Here is an 18,156-nt window from a genome sequence, read left to right as displayed (position 1 = left end):
TTCCCGTTGTCGCACAGGACAGTTGGATGTCAACCGATATAGACACGGAATGCTGTCGAGCTGTCTAGACTTCGCACATGTCGGCCGATGACGTGGCAAGAGTCTTCGCGATCGAGGACAAGGTCGAGAGACTCAAAGCGGCCACCGACGGGGTGGCGGCTGCCCAGCAGACCATCAACGAACTCACCAGGATCCGGCGCGCCGTGATCCGCGAACTCCATGCCGAAGGCTGGACTTTCGCCAGGATCGGCGCCGCCGCCGGCCTATCGCGCGCGCGGATCCATCAGGTCAGCACCCAGGGCCCGGTGCCGGAGGGACTGTTCTTCGGGCACGGCGCGCTGACCGTCCTCGCGCCGGAGGTCCGCGCGGGCAGGCTGCTCGGCGCGCCCGATCCGGCCGCCCCGCAACGCCTGGCCGAGCTCCTGCGCCAGCTCGGCTTCGTGGCGACGGTGGAGACCTTCCTGCCCGGCAGGCCGATCGATCTCAATCGCGACGGCCTGGTGATCCTCGGCGGCCCGGAGCTCTCACCGAGCCTGCGCCAGCTGGTGGTCGCCGATCCTCGGCTGCGCCGTACCGTCACCCGCGCGGGCGACACCCGGCGCGGCATCGAGGACCGGGCCGCGCGGCGCGTCTACCGGCCCGGCGGCACCGAACCGCACGACATCGCCTACCTGGCCCGGCTGCCCCGCCCCGACCGGCGCGGCAGCATCATGCTCATCGACGGCCTGCATCCGCCCGGCTCGCTGGGTGCGATCAGATTGCTGGCGACCCGGCTCGCGACCCTGCACGAACGCGCGAGCACGCAGCTGTTCTCGGTGTTGATTGCGGTTCGGTATGACCGCACGACCGGAGAACCGGTAGACGCGGACCTGCTCACCCCGGTCTACCGGCACGAAACCGACCCCAGGTTGGCTACGACCCGGGTTCATCCATAACCGGAATTAAACTAACCATGCTTTGTGATCTGCATCACGGTATTGTTATGGATCACAAGTCGTCCACGATGGTTAGATTGCTAGCGAGTAACCGAGTGTGAGTAGGTGAGCGTCACATGTTCTCGTCTCCCGAGGCCAGCGCGTGCCGGGTCCTGCCCGTCCGCGCGGCAGGCACCCCGGACCCCCACCCCGTCCCCCCGTTCGAGGCCGCGCCGGTGGCCGACGAGGTCATCGTCGCCACGCACCGCGTCACCTACAGCGACCGGCTGAAGGTCTTCATCGGCCCGCACGAGGACGTCGACAGCTTCCTGCGCCCGCTACGCCGGATGGACGGGCACCAGCGCTACGCGCTCGAACTGACCCTGCTCCCCGAGCCGATGCCCGCCACCGACGTCACCGCGACGGTGAGCGCGGCCCGCGGAGACCTCGCGCTGCACTGCGCGGGCTCGGCGGGCGCGATGACGCTGCAACTGCGCACCACCATCGACCACGTCACCCGCCGCTACACCCTCGGTGCCACCGGCAGTCGCCTCGGCCTGCCCACGGTGTACCTGCCGCACGGCGACGAGGACACCTACGTCTACCCGGAAGAGGTGTTCACGGCCGACCACGCGACGGAGGTCTTCCGCGACTTCTTCCACGCGGGCACCATCCCCGCCGGCCTGCACCGCCGCGAAATCCTCGACTGACACTCCCCCGCGCTCGGCGCGCGCGCATGCCCGGCGATAGCTAGGCTGGTCGCAGCGGTCCCCCGCGACCGCGGGAAGGCCGGTGCGCGATGCGTGAACTGCTCGGACCGGTGCTCGCACTGCTCGCCGCCCAGCCCGTGGCGCTGGCCAGGATCGTCGACCGTACCGACGCCGGCCCGCGCGAGACCGGGGCCGCGATGGCGGTGACCGGCGACGGCCGGGTGCTGGGTTCGCTGTCGGGTGGCTGTGTCGAGGCCGCCGTCCTGCACACCGCCGGACAGGTGCTGCGCGACGGCCACGCGAGCACCGAACGCTTCGCCGCGGCCGACGAGTTCGCGGTCGGACTGCCCTGTGGCGGCGAGATCGAGGTCTTCGTCGAACGTCTCGACCACACCGCCGTCCCCCTGCTGCGCGAGCTGGACGCGGCGCTCACCGCCCACCGCCCGATCGCCCTGGCCACCACCCTCGAATCCACGCCGGACCACAGGCTGCTGACCCCGGAACAGCACGAACCGTGGCGCGATCTCGACCGCGACGCCGCCGCCCTGCTCGCCGCGGGTCGCCACGGGATCGTCGGCGCCCAGGACTGCACCCCCGCCGCGGCGACGCGCCCCCGCACCTTCGTGCAGGTCTTCCGCTCCCCCGCCCGGATGATCCTGGCCGGTGCCGACGACTACACCCGCGCCCTCGCGGCCGCCGCCACCCCGCTCGGCTACCACGTCACCGTGGTCGACGCCCGCGAAACCTTCACCACCCCGGCCCGATTCCCCGGCGCGCACGAGGTGGTTATCGACTGGCCGCACCGCTATCTCGAATCCGAACACCGCGCGGGCCGCCTGGACCACCGCACCGTCGTCTGCGTGCTCACCCACGACCCGAAATTCGACGTCCCCCTGCTGGCCGCCGCTTTGCCCCTGCCCCTGGCCTTCCTCGGCGCCCTCGGCTCGCGCCGCGCCCACGCCGACCGCACCGCCCGCCTGCGCGAATCCGGTTGCGCCCCGGCCGATATCGCCCGCATCCACAGCCCCCTCGGCCTCGACCTCGCCGCCCACACCCCCGAGGAGACCGCCATCTCCATCCTCGCCGAGATCCTCGCCACCCGCACCACCGCCACGGCCCGCCCCCTCGCCGACCTCGACGGTCCCATTCATCCACACCGCTGACCGGCCCGAGGGCCTCTACACTCGGCCGAATCGCCCAGGCCCGGTCCGAGCCCACCGGTGACCTCCGCGCCGACCTGCGCCGCGAACTGGCGGGTACCCAGGCGATGCTGCACGATCCCGGCGAGCGCCGAGCAGCACCTGCGCAACGACGCCTGGCCCCCGCACGCGAAATTCCATGACGCCCAGTACATCGTGATGTCGATCCTGCTGATCGTCCTCACGGCCGCGACCGTGCTGACCTACCGTCCCGCACCGGCCGGAACCCAGGTCTAGCACCGGCGGTGGCGTCGGTCAGGCGGCGACCTGTTCGGGGCGGAGGGTTTTCATCGGGGGGCGGTCCTCGAGGGAGACCTCGGTGGAGTGGGGGATGAATTCGTTGCCGATGAGCGGGAACTGGGTCAGGGCGGCGCCGGAGTCGGGGACGCCGCTGCGGCGCAGGGCGGTGCCGAGGATCTGGCGGCTCATGACGCCGAGGTCGGACAGGGGGCGGTTGCGGTGGGTACGCACGCCCAGGTTGACCTGGGTGATGGCGTCGAGGCCGAGACGGTCGTAGGTGTCGAGCAGCAGGCCGATCTCCACCCCGTAGCCGGGGGCGAAGGGCACGGCCGTGAGCAGCTCGCGGGTGCCGGCGTACTCACCGCCCAGGGGCTGGAGCACCTGGGCCAGTTCGGGGCGCAGCGCGGCCAGCAGCGGGCGCGCGACCAGCTCGGTGACCCGGCCGCCGCCGTGCGCGTCCACCGACTCGCCCTGACGCAGCGGGCGCCGGTAGTACGCCTTGGACAGGTGCGTGTCCGGCGTGGTCAGCAGGGGCCCGAGCAGCTTGGGCACGAACGCGGGGTCGGGGTCGATGAGATCGGAGTCGACGAAGGCGATCAGGTCGCCGGTGGTGCAGGCCAGCGAACGCCACAGCACCTCGCCCTTGCCGGGCAGCGGTTCGAGTTCGGGGACGGCTTCCTCGCGGGTGATCACCTCGGCGCCCGCGGCGCGGGCCCGGGCGGCGGTGGCGTCGGTGGAGCCGGAATCGAGGACGATCAGTTCGTCGACGAGCGTGCCGAGCAGCGGCCGGATACTGGCCACCACGTCGGCGACGGTGTCCTGTTCGTTGAGCGCGGGCAGCACCACCGAGACGGTGCGGCCCGCCTTGGCGGCGACGAGTGCGTCCACTGTCCAGTCGGGGGTGTCCCAGGTGTGGGTGGTGGCCCAGGCGGGCTCGCGGTGTTGGATTTTCATGCCAGACCTCGCAGAGTTCGTGCGGGGGGCCGGATGCCCTGGATCGCGGCGATCATGTCCACGACCCGCCGGGTTTCGGCGACTTCGTGAACCCGGAAGATCCGAGCGCCCGCGGCGGCCGACCACGCGGTGGCCGCCAAGGTGCCCTCGACCCTTTCGGTGAGACCTACCCCTAGAGTCTCCCCGATAAAATCCTTGTTGCTCAGTGCCATCAGTACTGGCCATCCGGTTTTTACGAGACTGTCGATTCCGCGCAACAACTCGAGCCCGTGATAGGTGTTCTTCCCGAAATCATGCGTGGGATCGATCACGATCCCGTCCCGGCGCACCCCCGCCGCGGCCGCGCGCTCGGCCGCGGCCACCACCGTCGCGGTCACCTCGGCCACCACATCGGTGTAGCGCACCCGGTGCGGACGGGTCCGCGGCACGGCGCCGCCGGTGTGACTGCACACGATCCCCGCGCCGGTCTCGGCCGCCACCCGCACCAGGTCCGGGTCGGCGCCCGCCCAGGTGTCGTTGATCAGCTCGGCGCCCTCGGCCACCGCCGCCCGCGCGACCTCGCTGCGCCAGGTGTCCACACTGATCAACAGGTCGGGATACTTCGCGCGGATCGCCGCGACGAACGGCACCACCCGCAGCGTTTCCTCGGCCGCGTCGACGGTGGCGCCCGGGCCCGCCTTCACCCCGCCGATGTCGACCAGGTCGGCGCCCTCGTCGACGGCCCTGGCCACCCGGTCCATGGCGGCCTCGTCGGTGAAGGTGGCGCCGCGGTCGTAGAAGGAATCGGGCGTGCGATTCACGATCGCCATCACCAGCGCCCGATCCCCCGGCACCACCCGCCCGCACAAGCTGGGGCTCGCCCGCCGCTGCGTGACTTCTGCCGACGACTCGGAGCCGCTGCCGCCAGCATGCCGGGCGGGCTCGTCCCGCCTCTCCGCGACTCTTGCCGACGACTCGGAACCGCTGCCGCCGGCATGCCGGGCGGGCGGTTCGGTGGCTGGTCGCGGTTCGGGCGTGCCCGACGGGTTACCGGTGTTCATGCGAAATCAGACGTTACCTTGCGGTCTCCGGGCGATTCCGGGCTATCGCGGGGCTCGGCCGCCCGCGACGTCGGCCGCGTAGTCGTCGTAGGCGGGCACATAGCCCTCCGACGGGCCCGACAGCACGTAGAGCTGACTCTCGTCGTCCGGGGTGTAGCCCTGCTTGCGCAGTTCCACCTTGCGGCTCTTGAAGGTGGAGGTCTGCTCCAGTTCCGCGACCACGCGCACGAACAGCGGCACCGCGTAGAGCGGCAGACGCGCGTAGGCGGTGGACGCCAGGGCGCGGCCGTCGAACTCGGTATCGGGGTGCAGGGTGACCGCGGCCATGCCCGCCTTGCCGTCGGTGCCGGGGATGTCGACGCCGTAGACCACGGCCTGCTCGATCTGGTCGTCGTGGTCCAGGGCGCCCTCGACCTCGGTCGTGGCCACGTTCTCGCCCTTCCAGCGGAAGGTGTCGCCGAGCCGGTCGACGAAGGCGATGTGCCAGAAGTGCTGGTCGCGCACCAGGTCACCGGTGTCGAACCAGCAGTCGCCCTTCTTGAAGCCGTCGCGCACGAGCTTGGACTCCGAGGCCGTCTTGTCGGTGTAGCCGTCGAAGGGCTGACGGTCGTTCACCTTGGCCAGCAGCAGCCCGACCCCACCCGAGCGCACCTTGCGCAGCTTCCCGTCGCGGCCGCGCCGGGCCTTGCCGGTCTCGTCGTCGTATTCCACGACCGCGTACGGCAGCGGGCACAGCCCGGCGGTGCGGTCGACACCGAAGGCGTTGACGAAGGCCAGCGGCGCCTCGCTGGAGCCGTAGAACTCGACCACCCGCGCGATGCCGAAGCGGCGGCGGAACTCGTCCCACAGTTCCGGGCGCAGCCCGTTGCCGACGGCCAGGCGCACCCGGTTGCCCTGCTCGGCCGGGCGGACCGGCTGGTTGAGCAGGTAGCGGCACAGTTCGCCGATGTAGATGAACGCGGTCGCGCGCTCGCGGGCGATCTCGTCCCAGAAGTTCGAGGCGGAGAACTTGCGGCTGAGCACATAGGTCGCCTCGCCGGCCAGCACCGACGACAGCGCGACCGTGAGCGCGTTGTTGTGATAGAGCGGCAGGCAGCAGTACAGGGCGTCGTCGGCGCGCAGCCGCACCCCGAGCCCGCCGAGGCCGGACATGCTCTTGGTCCAGCGGTGATGGGTCATCACGCTGGCCTTGGGCATCCCGGTGGTGCCGGAGGTGAAGATCAGGAAGGCCCGCTCCCCCGCGGTGACCTGCGCGCAGACGGCCGGGTCGGCGTCGGCGGCGGTGCGCGCGGCCTCGGCCAGCTCCTCGGCGGGCAGCACGTTCGCGGCCGGTTCGGGCAGCGAGTCCAGCGCCTCGGCGCATTCGGCGCCGACCACGTCGAGCACGCTGTCGAGCAGGCCGATGCTGTGCGCGAGCACCTGGTCGCGCTGGTTGTAGTTGAGCAGGCCCACGGTGGCGCCGAGCTTGAGCACCGCGAGCACGGTGAACAGCGTCTCGGGCCGGTTGGTCATCAGCACGCCGACCACCTCGCCGCGGCGCACCCCGCGCGCGGTCAGCACCGCGGCATACCGGTTGACCTCGCTGTTGGCGGCCCGATAGGTGTAGGAACTGCCCTCGAACCGCAGGAACACCCGGTCCGGGTGGCGGTGCGCGACCCGCTGGAAGTACAGGCCGATGGAGGCTTTGTCCTTGGGCCCCACCAGCATTCCGCGCGCGTTGCGCAGCATGCCGGGGACCTCCTTGGCCATCCCGGGCAGTGCCTTGGCCAGGTCGAACACGCTCACCGTGTCGCGGGCGTCATTGCTCACGTCGATCTCTCCTACCCTTGCGCCGCAGCCGGTTCCAGCGCGGCGAACGCGGCCGCCAGGTCGGTGACCACGATGATGCGGTCCCGCGCCTGCCGGGTCATGATGTTGCGCTCGTACAGTTCGTCGATCCAGCGGAACAGCCCGTCGTAGAAGCCGTTCGCGTCCAGCACCACCACGGTCTTGTCGTGCTCACCGAGGTAGCCACCGGTCCAGGTCTCGAACAGTTCCTCCAGTGTGCCGATTCCGCCGGGCAGCGCCAGGAACGCGTCGGCGCGCTGTTCCATGATCTGCTTGCGCTGGCGCATGGTGTCGGTGACGACCAGCTCGTCGGAGTCGACATCGGCGACTTCCCGGTGCACCAGATGTTTCGGAATCACCCCGAGGGTGTGCGCGCCACCCGCCCTCGCGGCGGTGGCCACCGCGCCCATCATCGACACGTGCCCGCCGCCGGAGACCAGACTCCAACCGCGCCGGGCGATCTCGGTGCCGACGCGCGCGGCCAGGCCGATCAGTTCGGGGTCGGTGGTGCTGGCCGAACAGTAGACGCAGATCGCACGGCTCACCACTGGTCCTCGCTGCCGAGCCGCTCGATATCCGGGTGGCCGACGTGGTCGGCCTGGATGATCCGCACGACCTCCTCGACGCTGTCGGTGACCTGGATCAGGTCGACGTCCTCGGGCGAGATCTTGCCGGAGGCGGCCAGCGAGTCACGCAGCCAGTCGACCAGGCCCGACCAGAAGGCGGTGCCGAACAGGATGATCGGGAACCGGGTGATCTTGCGGGTCTGCACCAGCGTCATCGCCTCGAACAGCTCGTCGAGGGTGCCGAAACCGCCGGGCAGGCACACGAAGGCCTGCGAGTACTTCACGAACATGGTCTTGCGGACGAAGAAGTAGCGGAAGTTGATCCCCAGGTCCACCCACTCGTTGAGGCCCTGTTCGAACGGCAGCTCGATGCCGAGGCCGATCGAGTACCCGCCCGCCTCCGACGACCCGCGGTTGGCGGCCTCCATCGCGCCGGGGCCGCCGCCGGTGATCACCGCGAACCCGGCCTCGGTCAGCGCGGCGCCGATGGCCACGCCCGCCTGGTATTCCGGATGGTCACGCGGGGTGCGGGCCGAGCCGAACACCGTCACCGCGGGCGGCACCTCGGCCAGCGCGCCGAAACCCTCGACGAACTCGGCCTGGATGCGCAGCACCCGCCACGGATCGGTGTGCACCCAGTCGGCGTCCTGGCGCGAGTCCAGCAGGTTGCGGTCGGCGGTGCGCACGCCCGGCTTGCGTTCGCGCCGGAACATCACCGGTCCCCGGAACTTCGCCGTCGATCTGACCTTCCCACCCTGCTCGTCCGCGGAATCGGTAGACATGCTCCCAACCTACTTGCCGCGGGCCGCTCAGCTCCGGGTGAGGTAGGTGCGCAGCATGGCGGTGACGGCGGTGATCTGCGCCAGCGGCACGTGCTCGTCGCGCTTGTGCGCCAGGTTCGGATCGCCGGGGCCGAAGTTCACCGCCGGGATGCCGCGCGCGGCGAAGCGGGAGACATCGGTCCAGCCGTACTTGGCGCGCACCCCGCCGCCGCCGTGCGCGTTGACCGAGTCGATCAGGGTGCGCGCGGCGGGCGCGGTGAGCCCGGGCAGCGCGCCCGGTGAGGAATCGGTGATCTCGAAGGTCACCGGGAGCCCGGCGAAGACCTCGCGGACGTGCTCGACGGCCTGCTCCACACTGCGATCGGGCGCGAAACGGAAGTTCACATCCACCTCGGCGACATCGGGCACCACATTGCCCGCCACGCCACCGGAGACCCGCACCGCCGACAGCCCCTCCCGGTACACGCAGCCGTCGATGTCGACCTGCCGGGCCTGGTAGGCCGACAGCCGCTCGAGCACCGGCGCCAGCCCGTGGATCGCGTTCTCGCCCAGCCACGCGCGGGCCGAGTGCGCGCGCGTGCCCGCGGTGCTCAACCGCACCCGCAGGGTGCCCTGGCAGCCCGCCTCGATCCAGCCCGCCGACGGCTCACCGAGCACGGCGAGGTCGCCTTCGAGCCATTCGGGCAGGTCGCGCTCGATGTGGGCGAGACCGTTGAACTCCGCGGCGATCTCCTCGCCGTCGTAGAAGATGAGCGTCAGATCGTGGGCCGGGTCGGTGATGGTGGCGGCCAGGTGCAGGAAGACCGCATCGCCGGACTTCATGTCGACGGTGCCGCAGCCGAACAGCACCGGTTCCCCGTCGACCTCAGCCGGGCGGCTGGGCACATTGTCGGCGATCGGGACGGTGTCCAGGTGCCCGGCCAGGATCACCCGGGTGGGCAGCCCGCGCGCGGTGCGCGCCAGCACCACATTGCCGTGCCGCAGGATCTCGAATCCGCTGGTCTGCTCGCGCAGGGCCTGCTCGACCAGGTCCGCGATCTTGGCCTCGTCCCGCGACACACTGGGGACATCCACGAGGGCGGCTGTCAGCTGGATCGGATCGGCGCGCAAATCGAGAGTCACATCTCGACAGTAGTACGCCCGGCGGCCCACACCCCGTGTTCGCGCGCGCGGGCGGCGATCGGCGGGGCCGGGGCGGACGATCCGGCGCACAGCATCGTCCCAGCGAACCCGCGCCCACCCGGGTGACGCTCGGCGCCTCCCGTCACAGGACCGCAAAGTGCCTGCTCGAGCAAATATGACGATCTCATGACGACGAACCCGGGTGTGCCCCATCGTTTTTCGCTCCGCTAGCGTTACGGCGGCGGTCCCGATCGGGACAGCAAACACATGGAGGGGTTCATCAGTATGAAGTTCGGAAAGATCACCACTGCTGTTTTCCTCGCGGTGACCGCGGTGGGTATCACCGCCGCGACCGCGAACGGTCAGCCCGCCGTGGCGACCGAGCAGCCGGCCGTGGTGGCTTCGGGGGGCGTGACTTCGGGTGTCGCGCAGGGCATCAACTACAACACCACCGTCTCGCCGGTCGACAAGACCATCACCTGGTCGGTGGACAGCGGTCGCTTCCAGCTGACCGAGGACGGCTCCGCCGTCGCCCTGATCGCCGACAACGGCGCGACGGTCGACCAGGTGGCGCTGAAGTCCGAGGTCGCCGGTCTGCCGATCGCGGTGGCCCAGGAGATCAGCGCGGACGGCCGCAGCGTCAAGCTGGCCGCCTCGATGACCCCCGAGGACACCACCGAGCTGCAGAACGTCGCGGAGCTGAAGGACATCAGCTCCTACGACCGCCTGATGGAGCAGGTCAACAAGAACCTGCCGGGTATCGCGATCGGTGGCATCATCGGCGCGTTCATCCCGTTCCTGTGGCTGATCACCATCCCCGCCGGCATGCTCATCGGCGGTTACGTGATGGGTGGCCAGGAGTTCCTGGACGCCGTGATCGCGTTCGCCACCGGTCAGCCCTGATCTGACGCGGTAGCACCGTGAGGGGTGTGCGGGCCACAGCGGCCCGCACACCCCTTTCTCGTCGCCTGCGGCGGGGGTAGCGCACACTTCGCGCGGCCGACCCGGCAAAATGGGGGTTGTGAGTATTCAGGGAGCCACCGCAGTCGGTATCGCCAATGTGACCTCGGACGGGACCGTCCTCGACACCTGGTACCCCAGCCCGGAGCTGGGCGAGGTCAGCGAGACCGGCACCAAGCGCCTGGAGGCGTCGGAGGCCGGTGAGTTCGCCGAGCTGCTCGGCGTGGACGCGGCGCGCGGGGTCGAGGTGATCGCGGTGCGTACCACCATCGCGGACCTGTCGGCCGCCCCGGTCGACGCGCACGACGTCTACCTGCGCCTGCACCTGCTCTCGCACCGTCTCGTCCAGCCGCACGGCCTGAGCCTGGACGGCCAGTTCGGCCTGCTCAGCAATGTGGTGTGGACCAACCACGGCCCGTGCGCGGTGGAGGGCTTCGAGCAGACCCGCCTGAAGCTGCGCGCCCGCGGCCCGGTGACCGTGCTCAGCATCGACAAGTTCCCCCGCCTGGTCGACTACGTGGTCCCCTCCGGTGTACGCATCGGTGACGCCGACCGCGTGCGCCTGGGTGCGCACCTGGCCTCCGGCACCACGGTCATGCACGAGGGCTTCGTCAACTTCAACGCGGGCACCCTGGGCAACTCGATGGTCGAGGGCCGCATCTCGGCCGGTGTCGTGGTCGCCGACGGCACCGACGTCGGCGGTGGCGCCTCCATCATGGGCACCCTGTCCGGCGGCGGCACCCAGGTCATCTCGGTGGGCGAGCGCTCGCTGCTGGGCGCCAACTCCGGCCTGGGCATCTCGCTGGGCGACGACTGCGTGATCGAGGCGGGCCTCTACGTCACCGCGGGCACCAAGGTGACCGGCCCCGACGGCACCGTGGTCAAGGCCGCGACGCTGTCCGGGCAGTCGAACCTGCTGTTCCGCCGCAACTCCACCACCGGCACCGTCGAGGTGGTGCCGCGCAAGGGCACCGGCGTCGAGCTCAACGCCGCCCTGCACGCCAACGACTGAGCACCCGTCGCGGAAGGCCCCGTACTCCCCGAGTACGGGGCCTTCTGCCTGCGGTGATCCAGATCACCGTCACAGATCCGGGCCCTGCCGCATCCCATGGTCGAACGCACCATCCAACAGCAGGAGGCAGCGATGCACATCGTCGTGATCGGGGCAGGGTATGCGGGCGCGGGGGCAGCCAACCGGCTGGCCGCCAAGACAGCGGGGGCGCGGATCACCGTGGTCAATCCGCGGGCCGATTTCATCCAGCGGGTGCGGCTGCACGAGCAGCTGGCGGGCACCGGGTCGGCGGCGATTCCGCTGACCGAGATGCTGCGCCCCGGCATCACGCTGCGCGTGGCCGCGGCGGACAAGATCGGTGACGGCACGGTGGCCCTCGACGACGGCACCGATCTCGCCTTCGACCACCTGCTGGTGGCCGTCGGCAGCACCGCCCAGCCGCTGCCCGGCACGATCCCCGTCGCCACCTGGGAGGGCGCCGAGCTGGCGCGGGTCGCCCTCGCCGCCCTGCCCGCGGACCGGGTCGTCACGGTCATCGGCGGTGGCCTGACCGGTATCGAGACCGCCGCCGAGGTCGCCGAGGCGCGGCCGGATCTGCGGGTGCGCCTGGTGAGCGGCACGCTCGGGGCGAGCCTGTCGCGCGGTGGACAGCGCAGCGCGCGCCGGGGGCTCGAGCGGCTGGGCGTGGAGTGTGTGCGCGGCGAGATCGATCATGTCGACGGGTCGCGGGTACACCTGCGCTCGGGGACCGCGCTCGACACGGATCTGACCCTGTGGGCCGTCGTCTCGGGGGTGCCCGAACTCGCCGCGCGCAGCGGGCTCGCCGTCGACGCCCAGGGCCGCGCGCTCGTCGACACCCACCTGCGCAGCGTCACCGACCCGCGCGTGTTCGTCATCGGTGACTGCGCCGCGGTCCCCGGCGCCCGGATGGCCTGCGCCACCGCGGGTCCGCAGGGCGCGCACGCGGCCGATACGCTCGCCCGGATGATCGAAGGACGTGCGCCGCAACCCTTCTCGATGGCCTCGGTCGGGCAGGCGCTGAGCATCGGCCGCCGCGACGCCGTGCTCCAGGCCACCCGCGGCGACGACACCCCGCTGCCGCTGCACCTCGCCCGGCGCCCGGCCGCCGTCGCCAAGGAACGCATCGTGCGCTACGCCACCTACGCCGCGCGCACCGGCAACGCCGTCTGGCTGCGCGGCCGCAAACCATGACCGGCCCGCACGAGGACACCTTCGCCGAGAACCGGCGGCTGCTGTTCTCGATCGCCTACGAGATCCTCGGCACCGTGGTCGATGCCGAGGACGTGCTCCAGGACAGCTACCTGCGCTGGCGCGGAGTCGACCTGTCCGCGGTCGGCAATCCCCGCGCCTACCTGGCCCAGATCGTCACCCGGCAGGCGCTGGGGGTGCTGCGCTCGGCCGCGCACCGGCACGAGGAGTACGTGGGCCCGTGGCTGCCCGAGCCGCTGGCCACCACCGCCGACGGCGGGGTGGAGCACGTGCTCACCGGCGAGGACGTCACCGTCGCCATGCTGCTCGTGCTCGAGACGCTCACCCCGTTGCAGCGCGCGGTGTTCGTGCTGCGCGAGGTGTTCGCCTTCGACTACGCCGAGATCGCGGCCGCGGTCGACAAGTCCGAAGCCGCTGTGCGCCAGCTCAATCAGCGCGCGCGGGCCCGCGTGCACGCGCAGCGGCACACCGCCGTCGCCACGCCCGCCGAGGCGCAGTCGGTGGTCGAGCGGTTCTCGCTGGCCGCCGCCACCGGCAATGTGCAGGCGCTGATGGACGTGCTCGCCCCCGATGTGGTGTTCCTCGGCGACGGCGGCGGCGTGGTGAGCGCGGCACGGCGCCCGGTGGTCGGGCCGGACAAGGTGGCGCGGCTGGTCATCGGGCTGCTCGGCAAGGGCGCGCAGCGGGGTGAGCTGGGCGCGCGGATCGCCACCTACAACGCCATGCCCGCGGTGGTGACCACCCTGGACGGGGTGGTCGACCAGGTGACCACCATCGAGGTCGTCGACGGGGTGGTCACCGCGCTGTACTCGGTGCGCAATCCCGCCAAGCTCGCGACCGTGCGGCTCACCGACTGACGCTCAGCCCAGCAGCTTCTTCTGCACCTTGCCCATGGCATTGCGCGGCAGGGCCGCGAGGAAGCGGACCTCGCGGGGGCGCTTGTGGGCCGAGAGCTGTTCGCCGACAAAGGCGGTCAGCTCCTCGGCCAGCGCGGGCGAGCCCGCCTCGCGGGGCACCACGAAAGCCACGATGCGCTGGCCGAGGTCGTCGTCGGGCAGGCCCGCCACCGCGACCTCGGCCACGGCCGGGTGCCCGAGCAGCGCGGTCTCGATCTCGCCCGCGCCGATGCGGTAGCCGCCGGACTTGATCAGGTCGATCGACTCGCGGCCGACGATGCGATGGAAGCCGTCGGGATCGATCACGGCGACGTCACCGGTGCGGAACCAGCCGTCCTCGGTCCAGTCCGCGGCGGTGGCCTCGGGACGGTTGAGGTAGCCGTCGAAGAGCATCGGGCCGCGCACCTGCAAACCACCGATGCTGCTGCCGTCGTGCGGGACCGGCTCCCCCGATTCGTCACGCAGACGGGTTTCCACGCCGCGCACCGGCGTCCCCACCCAGCCCGGCCTACGTTCGCCGTCGGCGCGGGTCGACAGGGTGATCATGGTCTCGCTCATGCCGTAGCGCTCCACCGGCGCCTGCCCGGTGAGCTCGGTCAGCCGCTCGAACACCGGCACCGGCAGCGGCGCGCTCCCCGACACCAGCAGCCGTGCCGCGCTCAATTCCTTGGCCAGCTCCGGCTTTTCGACGATGCGCGACCACACCGTCGGCACCCCGAAGTACAGGCTGCCGCCGGCCCGCGCGTAGGACTCCGGCGTCGGCTTGCCGGTGTGGATCACCGGCGAGCCCACCCGCAGCGGGCCCAGCAGCCCCAGGATCAGCCCGTGCACGTGGAACAGCGGAAGTCCGTGCACCAGAGTGTCTTTCCAGGTCCACGCCCAGGCTTCGGCGAGCGCGTCCAGCCCGGCGGCGATGGCACCGCGGCTGAGCATCACGCCCTTGGGCGCGCCGGTGGTGCCGGAGGTGTAGAGGATGAACGCGATGCGCGCCGGGTCGGGCTCGGGATAGGTGTGCCAGGAGCGCGCGTGCAGGCGCACCGGGATCACCGGCAGCTCGGTGCCCTCGGGCGCGGGACCGACCCAGGCCTGGGCGCCGGAATCGCGCAGGATGTGCTCGCGCTCGGCACTGCCGGAATCCGGCGGCACCGGGACCACCGTCACCCCGGCGATCAGGCAGCCGACCACCGCGAGCACCGTGCGCAGCGTCGGTTCGGCCAGCACCGCGACCCGCTGCGCCCGCGCGACCCGTTCCGCCACCGAAGTTGCCGCACCCAGCAGATCCGAGCGCGAGACGGTGGCATCATCGATGGTGACGGCGTCGGGAATGTCGGCCCCGGCGGCGACGGCGATCGGATCGAGTGAGGCGAGCAGCAGCGGCGGACCGAAAGGCATTCGTCCACGCTAACCCGGTGTGGTCCGGCGCGGTACGCCGCCGTCCGTTGACACCCCGGCGACAGAATGAGACATTCAACGTATAGTTCTCTCACCGATGAAGACGGGGTCAACGATGACCATCCTCGCTCGCTCGCGTTCGCCGAGATCCGAACCGGCCGATTTCGATATTCGCGACTATGTCGACGGGGCGGCCGCCTTCTACGGCGCCACCGCCAATGTGATCATGCAGCTCAGCCTGGCCCCCGTCGGCTACGGCGTCGCGGAATCACGCGTGCACAGCGGCAGCATCATGCGTCATCCGGTGAAACGAACCCGCACCACCCTCACCTACCTCTCGGTCGCCCTCATGGGCACCGACGAGGACCGCGCCGCCTTCCGCGCGGCCGTGGACAGCGTGCACCGCCACGTCCGCTCCACCGCCGAGAGCCCCGTGAAATACAACGCCTTCGACCGCAACCTGCAACTGTGGGTCGCCGCCTGTCTCTACTGGGGCTCGGTCGACGTCATGCGCCGCCTGCACGGCCCCACCGACGACGAGATCGCCGACGTCTTCTACACCTACGCCCACCACCTCGGCACCACCCTGCAGGTCCCCCGCGACATGTGGCCCGCCGACCGCGCCGCCTTCGACGCCTACTGGTCCACCCACCTCCCCCTGACCAGCATCGACCCCACCATCAAGACCTACTTCGACGGCCTCCTCGACCTCCGCATGCTCCCCACCCCGATCCGCCTCCCCTTCGCCCGCTTCCACCGCTGGTACACCACCGGCCTGCTCCCCGAACACCTCCGCACCGAAATGGGCATGACCTGGACCCCCCGCGACGAACGTCGCCTCAACCGCCTCATGCGCACCACCGGCGCCGTCGTCGGCCGCCTCCCCCGCCCCCTCCGCAACTTCCCCTTCAACGCCACCCTCGCCGACATGCGCCGCCGCCAACGCCGGGGAAAGCCCCTGGTCTGACACTGACGACGTGGCTACCACTCGCCGGGGAAGCTCCATTCGATGGACAGTTTCGCCTCCGGGGCGATCTCCGCGACACAACGAAAGGACAACCGGCCTGTCCTCGATGGCTTCCATCCCCAACGCATCGAAAAGCTCACCGGATTACTCCGCGTACATCACAGAATCAACCCGGTAAGTCAACACAGTGCTCGGCGTTGCAAACGGAACGCCCATACGCAGGTCAGGAGTGCAATCCCGCCAGTCAACCGCCTGAACCGGCTCACCGTTGCGGATAAACACTGTGTACGTATTCGATGTCGGAGCATCATCGTTCGACATCACCCGACCCGGTATGCCAAGCAGGCAGTTGGCCGCCAAGTGGGTTCCCGCCTTCTTATTGAAAGATTCGACGGTCGTCAAGAAATTCACTTGTACAGCACGATCCCATTCACCCGACCATCCCGCCTTTGCCGTCAGCTCTCCCACCGCCACGGACTCGACCTCGTTGTGTACCGCCGACGCGAACTCCTCGATCAGCCGTTTACCCGACCCCAATGGCTCTGCCCCGGATTTCAGGTCGAACGCCTGCCCGAGGCATGGCGCTGTCGGTTCGTCGGGCGATCCACACCCGGATACCGCGACTGCCACCATCGCGAGAACAAGGACATTCGGAACGATCCAGCGCATGTCAGTCCTTCTCGAGTCAGAGGGGGGCCTGGTCCCACCACTGGGTGCGGAGGTCGTCGAAGGTGTGGGTGGGCCAGGAGACTTCGACGAGGATGGTGTCGGTGAAGGGGTTGATCCAGCCGTGGGTGGCGAGGGTGAAGGGGGCGCCGGGGGCGGTGGGGCGGAACAGGACGAGGGTGCCCATGCGGGAGTAGTCGCGTTCGGCGACGCGGTCGGTGTGGGCGGTGAGATAGGCGCTGACGTCGTCGGCGGAGTTGTACTTCGTGTACCAGACGGTGACGCCGTCGGGCTGGGTGCAGATGATCTGGCCCAGTGGGACCGGGTCGCCCGCCAGCGCGACGACCGTGCCCGCGCCCACGCAGCGCGCGTCGCGCCAGCCCAGGCCCTGGGGATCGGTGGGGATCATCTGGGGATAGGCGATGGCGATCGAATGGTGCTGGCCCCAGGGCATGGTGGGGGCCAGGCGCTGGGGACGGATGAACTTCCAGTAGACACCCGCGACACCGATGGCGGCCACGCCCAGCACCGCCAGCAGCACCAGCAGGACCGAGAGTGTGCGCCAACCCGAGGACACCCGGCGGTCGGGCGGATACGGCGGCCGACCGTACGACGCCGGGCCGATCGGCGGACGAGGTACGGCACGCGGGGTACTCACGACAGTCGGCTGATGAGCATCGCTCATCGCTGTCGCACCGGTACCCGGTCGCGAATACGCGGGCGGGAAGGTCGCCGTCGACGGAGCGGGTGACACCGACAGACCGGCACCGCCCGACAGAGCCGCAGCGGCCGCCTGCGCGAATTCCGCACAGCTGTCGAATCTTTCGGCCGGTTCCTTGGCCAGCGCCCGGGCGATGATCGCGTCGATCCCCGCAGGCAGATGACGAACCGTCGCGGAGACCCGGGGCACCGGCTTGGTCAGGTGCGCCGCCACCACCGCGCCGGGATTGTCTGCGGGAAAAGGACTTTCGCCGGTCAGCAGGGTGAACAGCGTGCAGCCCAGCGAGTACTGATCGGAGCGGTGGTCGATCTCGCCACCGGACAGCTGTTCGGGCGAGGCGTAGGCGAGGGTGGCGAGGAAGTCGCCGGTGCGGGTGAGCTGACGGGCGTCACCGCGTAGCCGGGCGATACCGAAATCGGTGAGTACCACGCGATCTCCGGTCCGCGCGGCCGCCAGCAGGATATTGGCGGGCTTCACATCCCGGTGCAGCACATCGCGCTCGTGAGCGTAGTCCAGGGCTTCGGCGGTCTGGGTGACGATGCCGACCGCCCGGGCGGGATACAGTGGCGTGCCACGAAATACCGAGGCATCGGTCCCGTCGACGTACTGCATCGAGATCCACATCAGCCCGTCCTCGACACCGCGATCGAGCACCGACACGATGCCGGGATGATCCAGCCGCGAGGACACATCCGCCTCGCGCTCGAACCGGCCACGCACCTCGGCGTCAGCCGAGAGTTCCCGGTTCAGCAGCTTGAGCGCCACCTGACGCGGCAGCCGCGGATGTGCCGCCAGGTAGACGGTGCCCATCCCACCGCGGCCGAGTGTCCGCACGATCCGGTACCCGGCGAACACCGTGCCCGCACCGATCCCCACCCCATGCATGCGTTGTGCGCCTTCCGATCCCGTGTCACCCCGACCCGCCGGACAGTAGCCGATCCGGGGGCCGGGGGGCGAA

The 18,156-nt window shown here is 70.4% G+C and carries 18 protein-coding genes; 9 read left to right on the top strand and 9 right to left on the bottom strand.

Annotation, left to right across the window (positions count from 1 at the left end; all coding sequences use genetic code 11):
• The first annotated feature begins 77 nt into the window (after positions 1 to 77).
• The 4 genes from ACWEMY_RS06030 to ACWEMY_RS06015 all read left to right on the top strand — a co-directional run bounded on the left by ACWEMY_RS06030 (position 78) and on the right by ACWEMY_RS06015 (position 3,060).
• On the top strand, positions 78 to 935 hold the full coding sequence (locus ACWEMY_RS06030; RefSeq protein ID WP_278263229.1) for a hypothetical protein: 858 nt from the start codon (positions 78 to 80) through the stop codon (positions 933 to 935).
• A 116-nt stretch (positions 936 to 1,051) separates the two neighbouring features.
• The gene (locus tag ACWEMY_RS06025) at positions 1,052 to 1,624 is read left to right on the top strand and encodes a hypothetical protein (protein WP_452389076.1); all 573 of its coding nucleotides are present in this window, start codon (positions 1,052 to 1,054) and stop codon (positions 1,622 to 1,624) included.
• A gap of 89 nt (positions 1,625 to 1,713) precedes the next feature.
• Positions 1,714 to 2,787, top strand: a complete 1,074-nt coding sequence (locus ACWEMY_RS06020) for an XdhC family protein (protein WP_452389075.1) — start codon at positions 1,714 to 1,716, stop codon at positions 2,785 to 2,787.
• A gap of 57 nt (positions 2,788 to 2,844) precedes the next feature.
• Positions 2,845 to 3,060: a DUF6640 family protein gene (locus tag ACWEMY_RS06015; RefSeq protein ID WP_452389074.1), complete on the top strand. Its 216-nt coding sequence runs from the start codon at positions 2,845 to 2,847 to the stop codon at positions 3,058 to 3,060.
• A gap of 18 nt (positions 3,061 to 3,078) precedes the next feature.
• On the opposite strand, the gene ACWEMY_RS06010 is transcribed toward ACWEMY_RS06015, so the two are convergent.
• The 6 genes from ACWEMY_RS06010 to dapE form a co-directional block, all read right to left on the bottom strand.
• Positions 3,079 to 4,017 carry a glucosyl-3-phosphoglycerate synthase gene (locus tag ACWEMY_RS06010; RefSeq protein WP_375929832.1) on the bottom strand — a complete coding sequence of 313 codons (939 nt, stop codon included), beginning with the start codon at positions 4,015 to 4,017 and terminating at the stop codon, positions 3,079 to 3,081.
• Positions 4,014 to 4,865, bottom strand: coding sequence for a dihydropteroate synthase (gene folP / locus ACWEMY_RS06005; protein ID WP_452389073.1), 852 nt, complete (start codon positions 4,863 to 4,865; stop codon positions 4,014 to 4,016). Before folP ends, ACWEMY_RS06010 begins: the two co-directional genes overlap by 4 nt.
• Before the next feature lie 234 nt (positions 4,866 to 5,099).
• On the bottom strand, positions 5,100 to 6,866 hold the full coding sequence (locus tag ACWEMY_RS06000; RefSeq protein WP_452389072.1) for a long-chain-acyl-CoA synthetase: 1,767 nt from the start codon (positions 6,864 to 6,866) through the stop codon (positions 5,100 to 5,102).
• Positions 6,867 to 6,877: 11 nt separating this feature from the next.
• Entirely contained in the window at positions 6,878 to 7,432 is a 555-nt protein-coding gene (locus ACWEMY_RS05995; RefSeq protein WP_375929834.1) for an LOG family protein, read from the bottom strand.
• On the bottom strand, positions 7,426 to 8,232 hold the full coding sequence (locus ACWEMY_RS05990) for an LOG family protein (protein WP_375929835.1): 807 nt from the start codon (positions 8,230 to 8,232) through the stop codon (positions 7,426 to 7,428). The genes ACWEMY_RS05995 and ACWEMY_RS05990 overlap by 7 nt, the downstream gene beginning before the upstream one ends.
• Before the next feature lie 27 nt (positions 8,233 to 8,259).
• Positions 8,260 to 9,354 (bottom strand): succinyl-diaminopimelate desuccinylase, encoded by a 1,095-nt coding sequence (gene dapE, locus ACWEMY_RS05985; RefSeq protein ID WP_452389071.1) that lies wholly within the window; start codon positions 9,352 to 9,354, stop codon positions 8,260 to 8,262.
• A 285-nt stretch (positions 9,355 to 9,639) separates the two neighbouring features.
• On the opposite strand from dapE, the gene ACWEMY_RS05980 reads away from it, so the two are divergent.
• The 4 genes from ACWEMY_RS05980 (at position 9,640) to ACWEMY_RS05965 (ending at position 13,413) form a co-directional block, all read left to right on the top strand.
• Entirely contained in the window at positions 9,640 to 10,257 is a 618-nt protein-coding gene (locus tag ACWEMY_RS05980; RefSeq protein WP_452389070.1) for a hypothetical protein, read from the top strand.
• A gap of 118 nt (positions 10,258 to 10,375) precedes the next feature.
• Positions 10,376 to 11,326: a 2,3,4,5-tetrahydropyridine-2,6-dicarboxylate N-succinyltransferase gene (gene dapD, locus ACWEMY_RS05975; protein ID WP_452389069.1), complete on the top strand. Its 951-nt coding sequence runs from the start codon at positions 10,376 to 10,378 to the stop codon at positions 11,324 to 11,326.
• A 132-nt stretch (positions 11,327 to 11,458) separates the two neighbouring features.
• A complete protein-coding gene (locus tag ACWEMY_RS05970; RefSeq protein WP_452389068.1) occupies positions 11,459 to 12,538 on the top strand; it encodes an NAD(P)/FAD-dependent oxidoreductase in 1,080 nt (359 codons plus the stop codon).
• Positions 12,535 to 13,413: an RNA polymerase sigma-70 factor gene (locus ACWEMY_RS05965; protein ID WP_375929840.1), complete on the top strand. Its 879-nt coding sequence runs from the start codon at positions 12,535 to 12,537 to the stop codon at positions 13,411 to 13,413. The genes ACWEMY_RS05970 and ACWEMY_RS05965 overlap by 4 nt, the downstream gene beginning before the upstream one ends.
• Positions 13,414 to 13,416: 3 nt before the next feature.
• Here the strand turns inward: ACWEMY_RS05965 and ACWEMY_RS05960 are convergent, their stop codons facing one another.
• Positions 13,417 to 14,844 (bottom strand): acyl-CoA synthetase, encoded by a 1,428-nt coding sequence (locus tag ACWEMY_RS05960; protein ID WP_452389067.1) that lies wholly within the window; start codon positions 14,842 to 14,844, stop codon positions 13,417 to 13,419.
• A gap of 115 nt (positions 14,845 to 14,959) precedes the next feature.
• Between ACWEMY_RS05960 and ACWEMY_RS05955 the strand changes: the two genes are divergently transcribed.
• Positions 14,960 to 15,811 (top strand): oxygenase MpaB family protein, encoded by an 852-nt coding sequence (locus tag ACWEMY_RS05955; RefSeq protein WP_452389066.1) that lies wholly within the window; start codon positions 14,960 to 14,962, stop codon positions 15,809 to 15,811.
• Positions 15,812 to 15,955: 144 nt separating this feature from the next.
• On the opposite strand, the gene ACWEMY_RS05950 is transcribed toward ACWEMY_RS05955, so the two are convergent.
• Both ACWEMY_RS05950 and ACWEMY_RS05945 read right to left on the bottom strand, forming a co-directional pair.
• Positions 15,956 to 16,480, bottom strand: coding sequence for a hypothetical protein (locus ACWEMY_RS05950; protein ID WP_452389065.1), 525 nt, complete (start codon positions 16,478 to 16,480; stop codon positions 15,956 to 15,958).
• 16 nt (positions 16,481 to 16,496) lie between these two features.
• Positions 16,497 to 18,083: a serine/threonine-protein kinase gene (locus ACWEMY_RS05945; protein WP_452389064.1), complete on the bottom strand. Its 1,587-nt coding sequence runs from the start codon at positions 18,081 to 18,083 to the stop codon at positions 16,497 to 16,499.
• Positions 18,084 to 18,156 lie beyond the last annotated feature (73 nt).

The organism is Nocardia sp. NPDC004415 (assembly GCF_053602435.1).
Note: the sequence above shows the minus strand (reverse complement) of the source record. Positions and strands in the feature narration are given on the sequence as shown.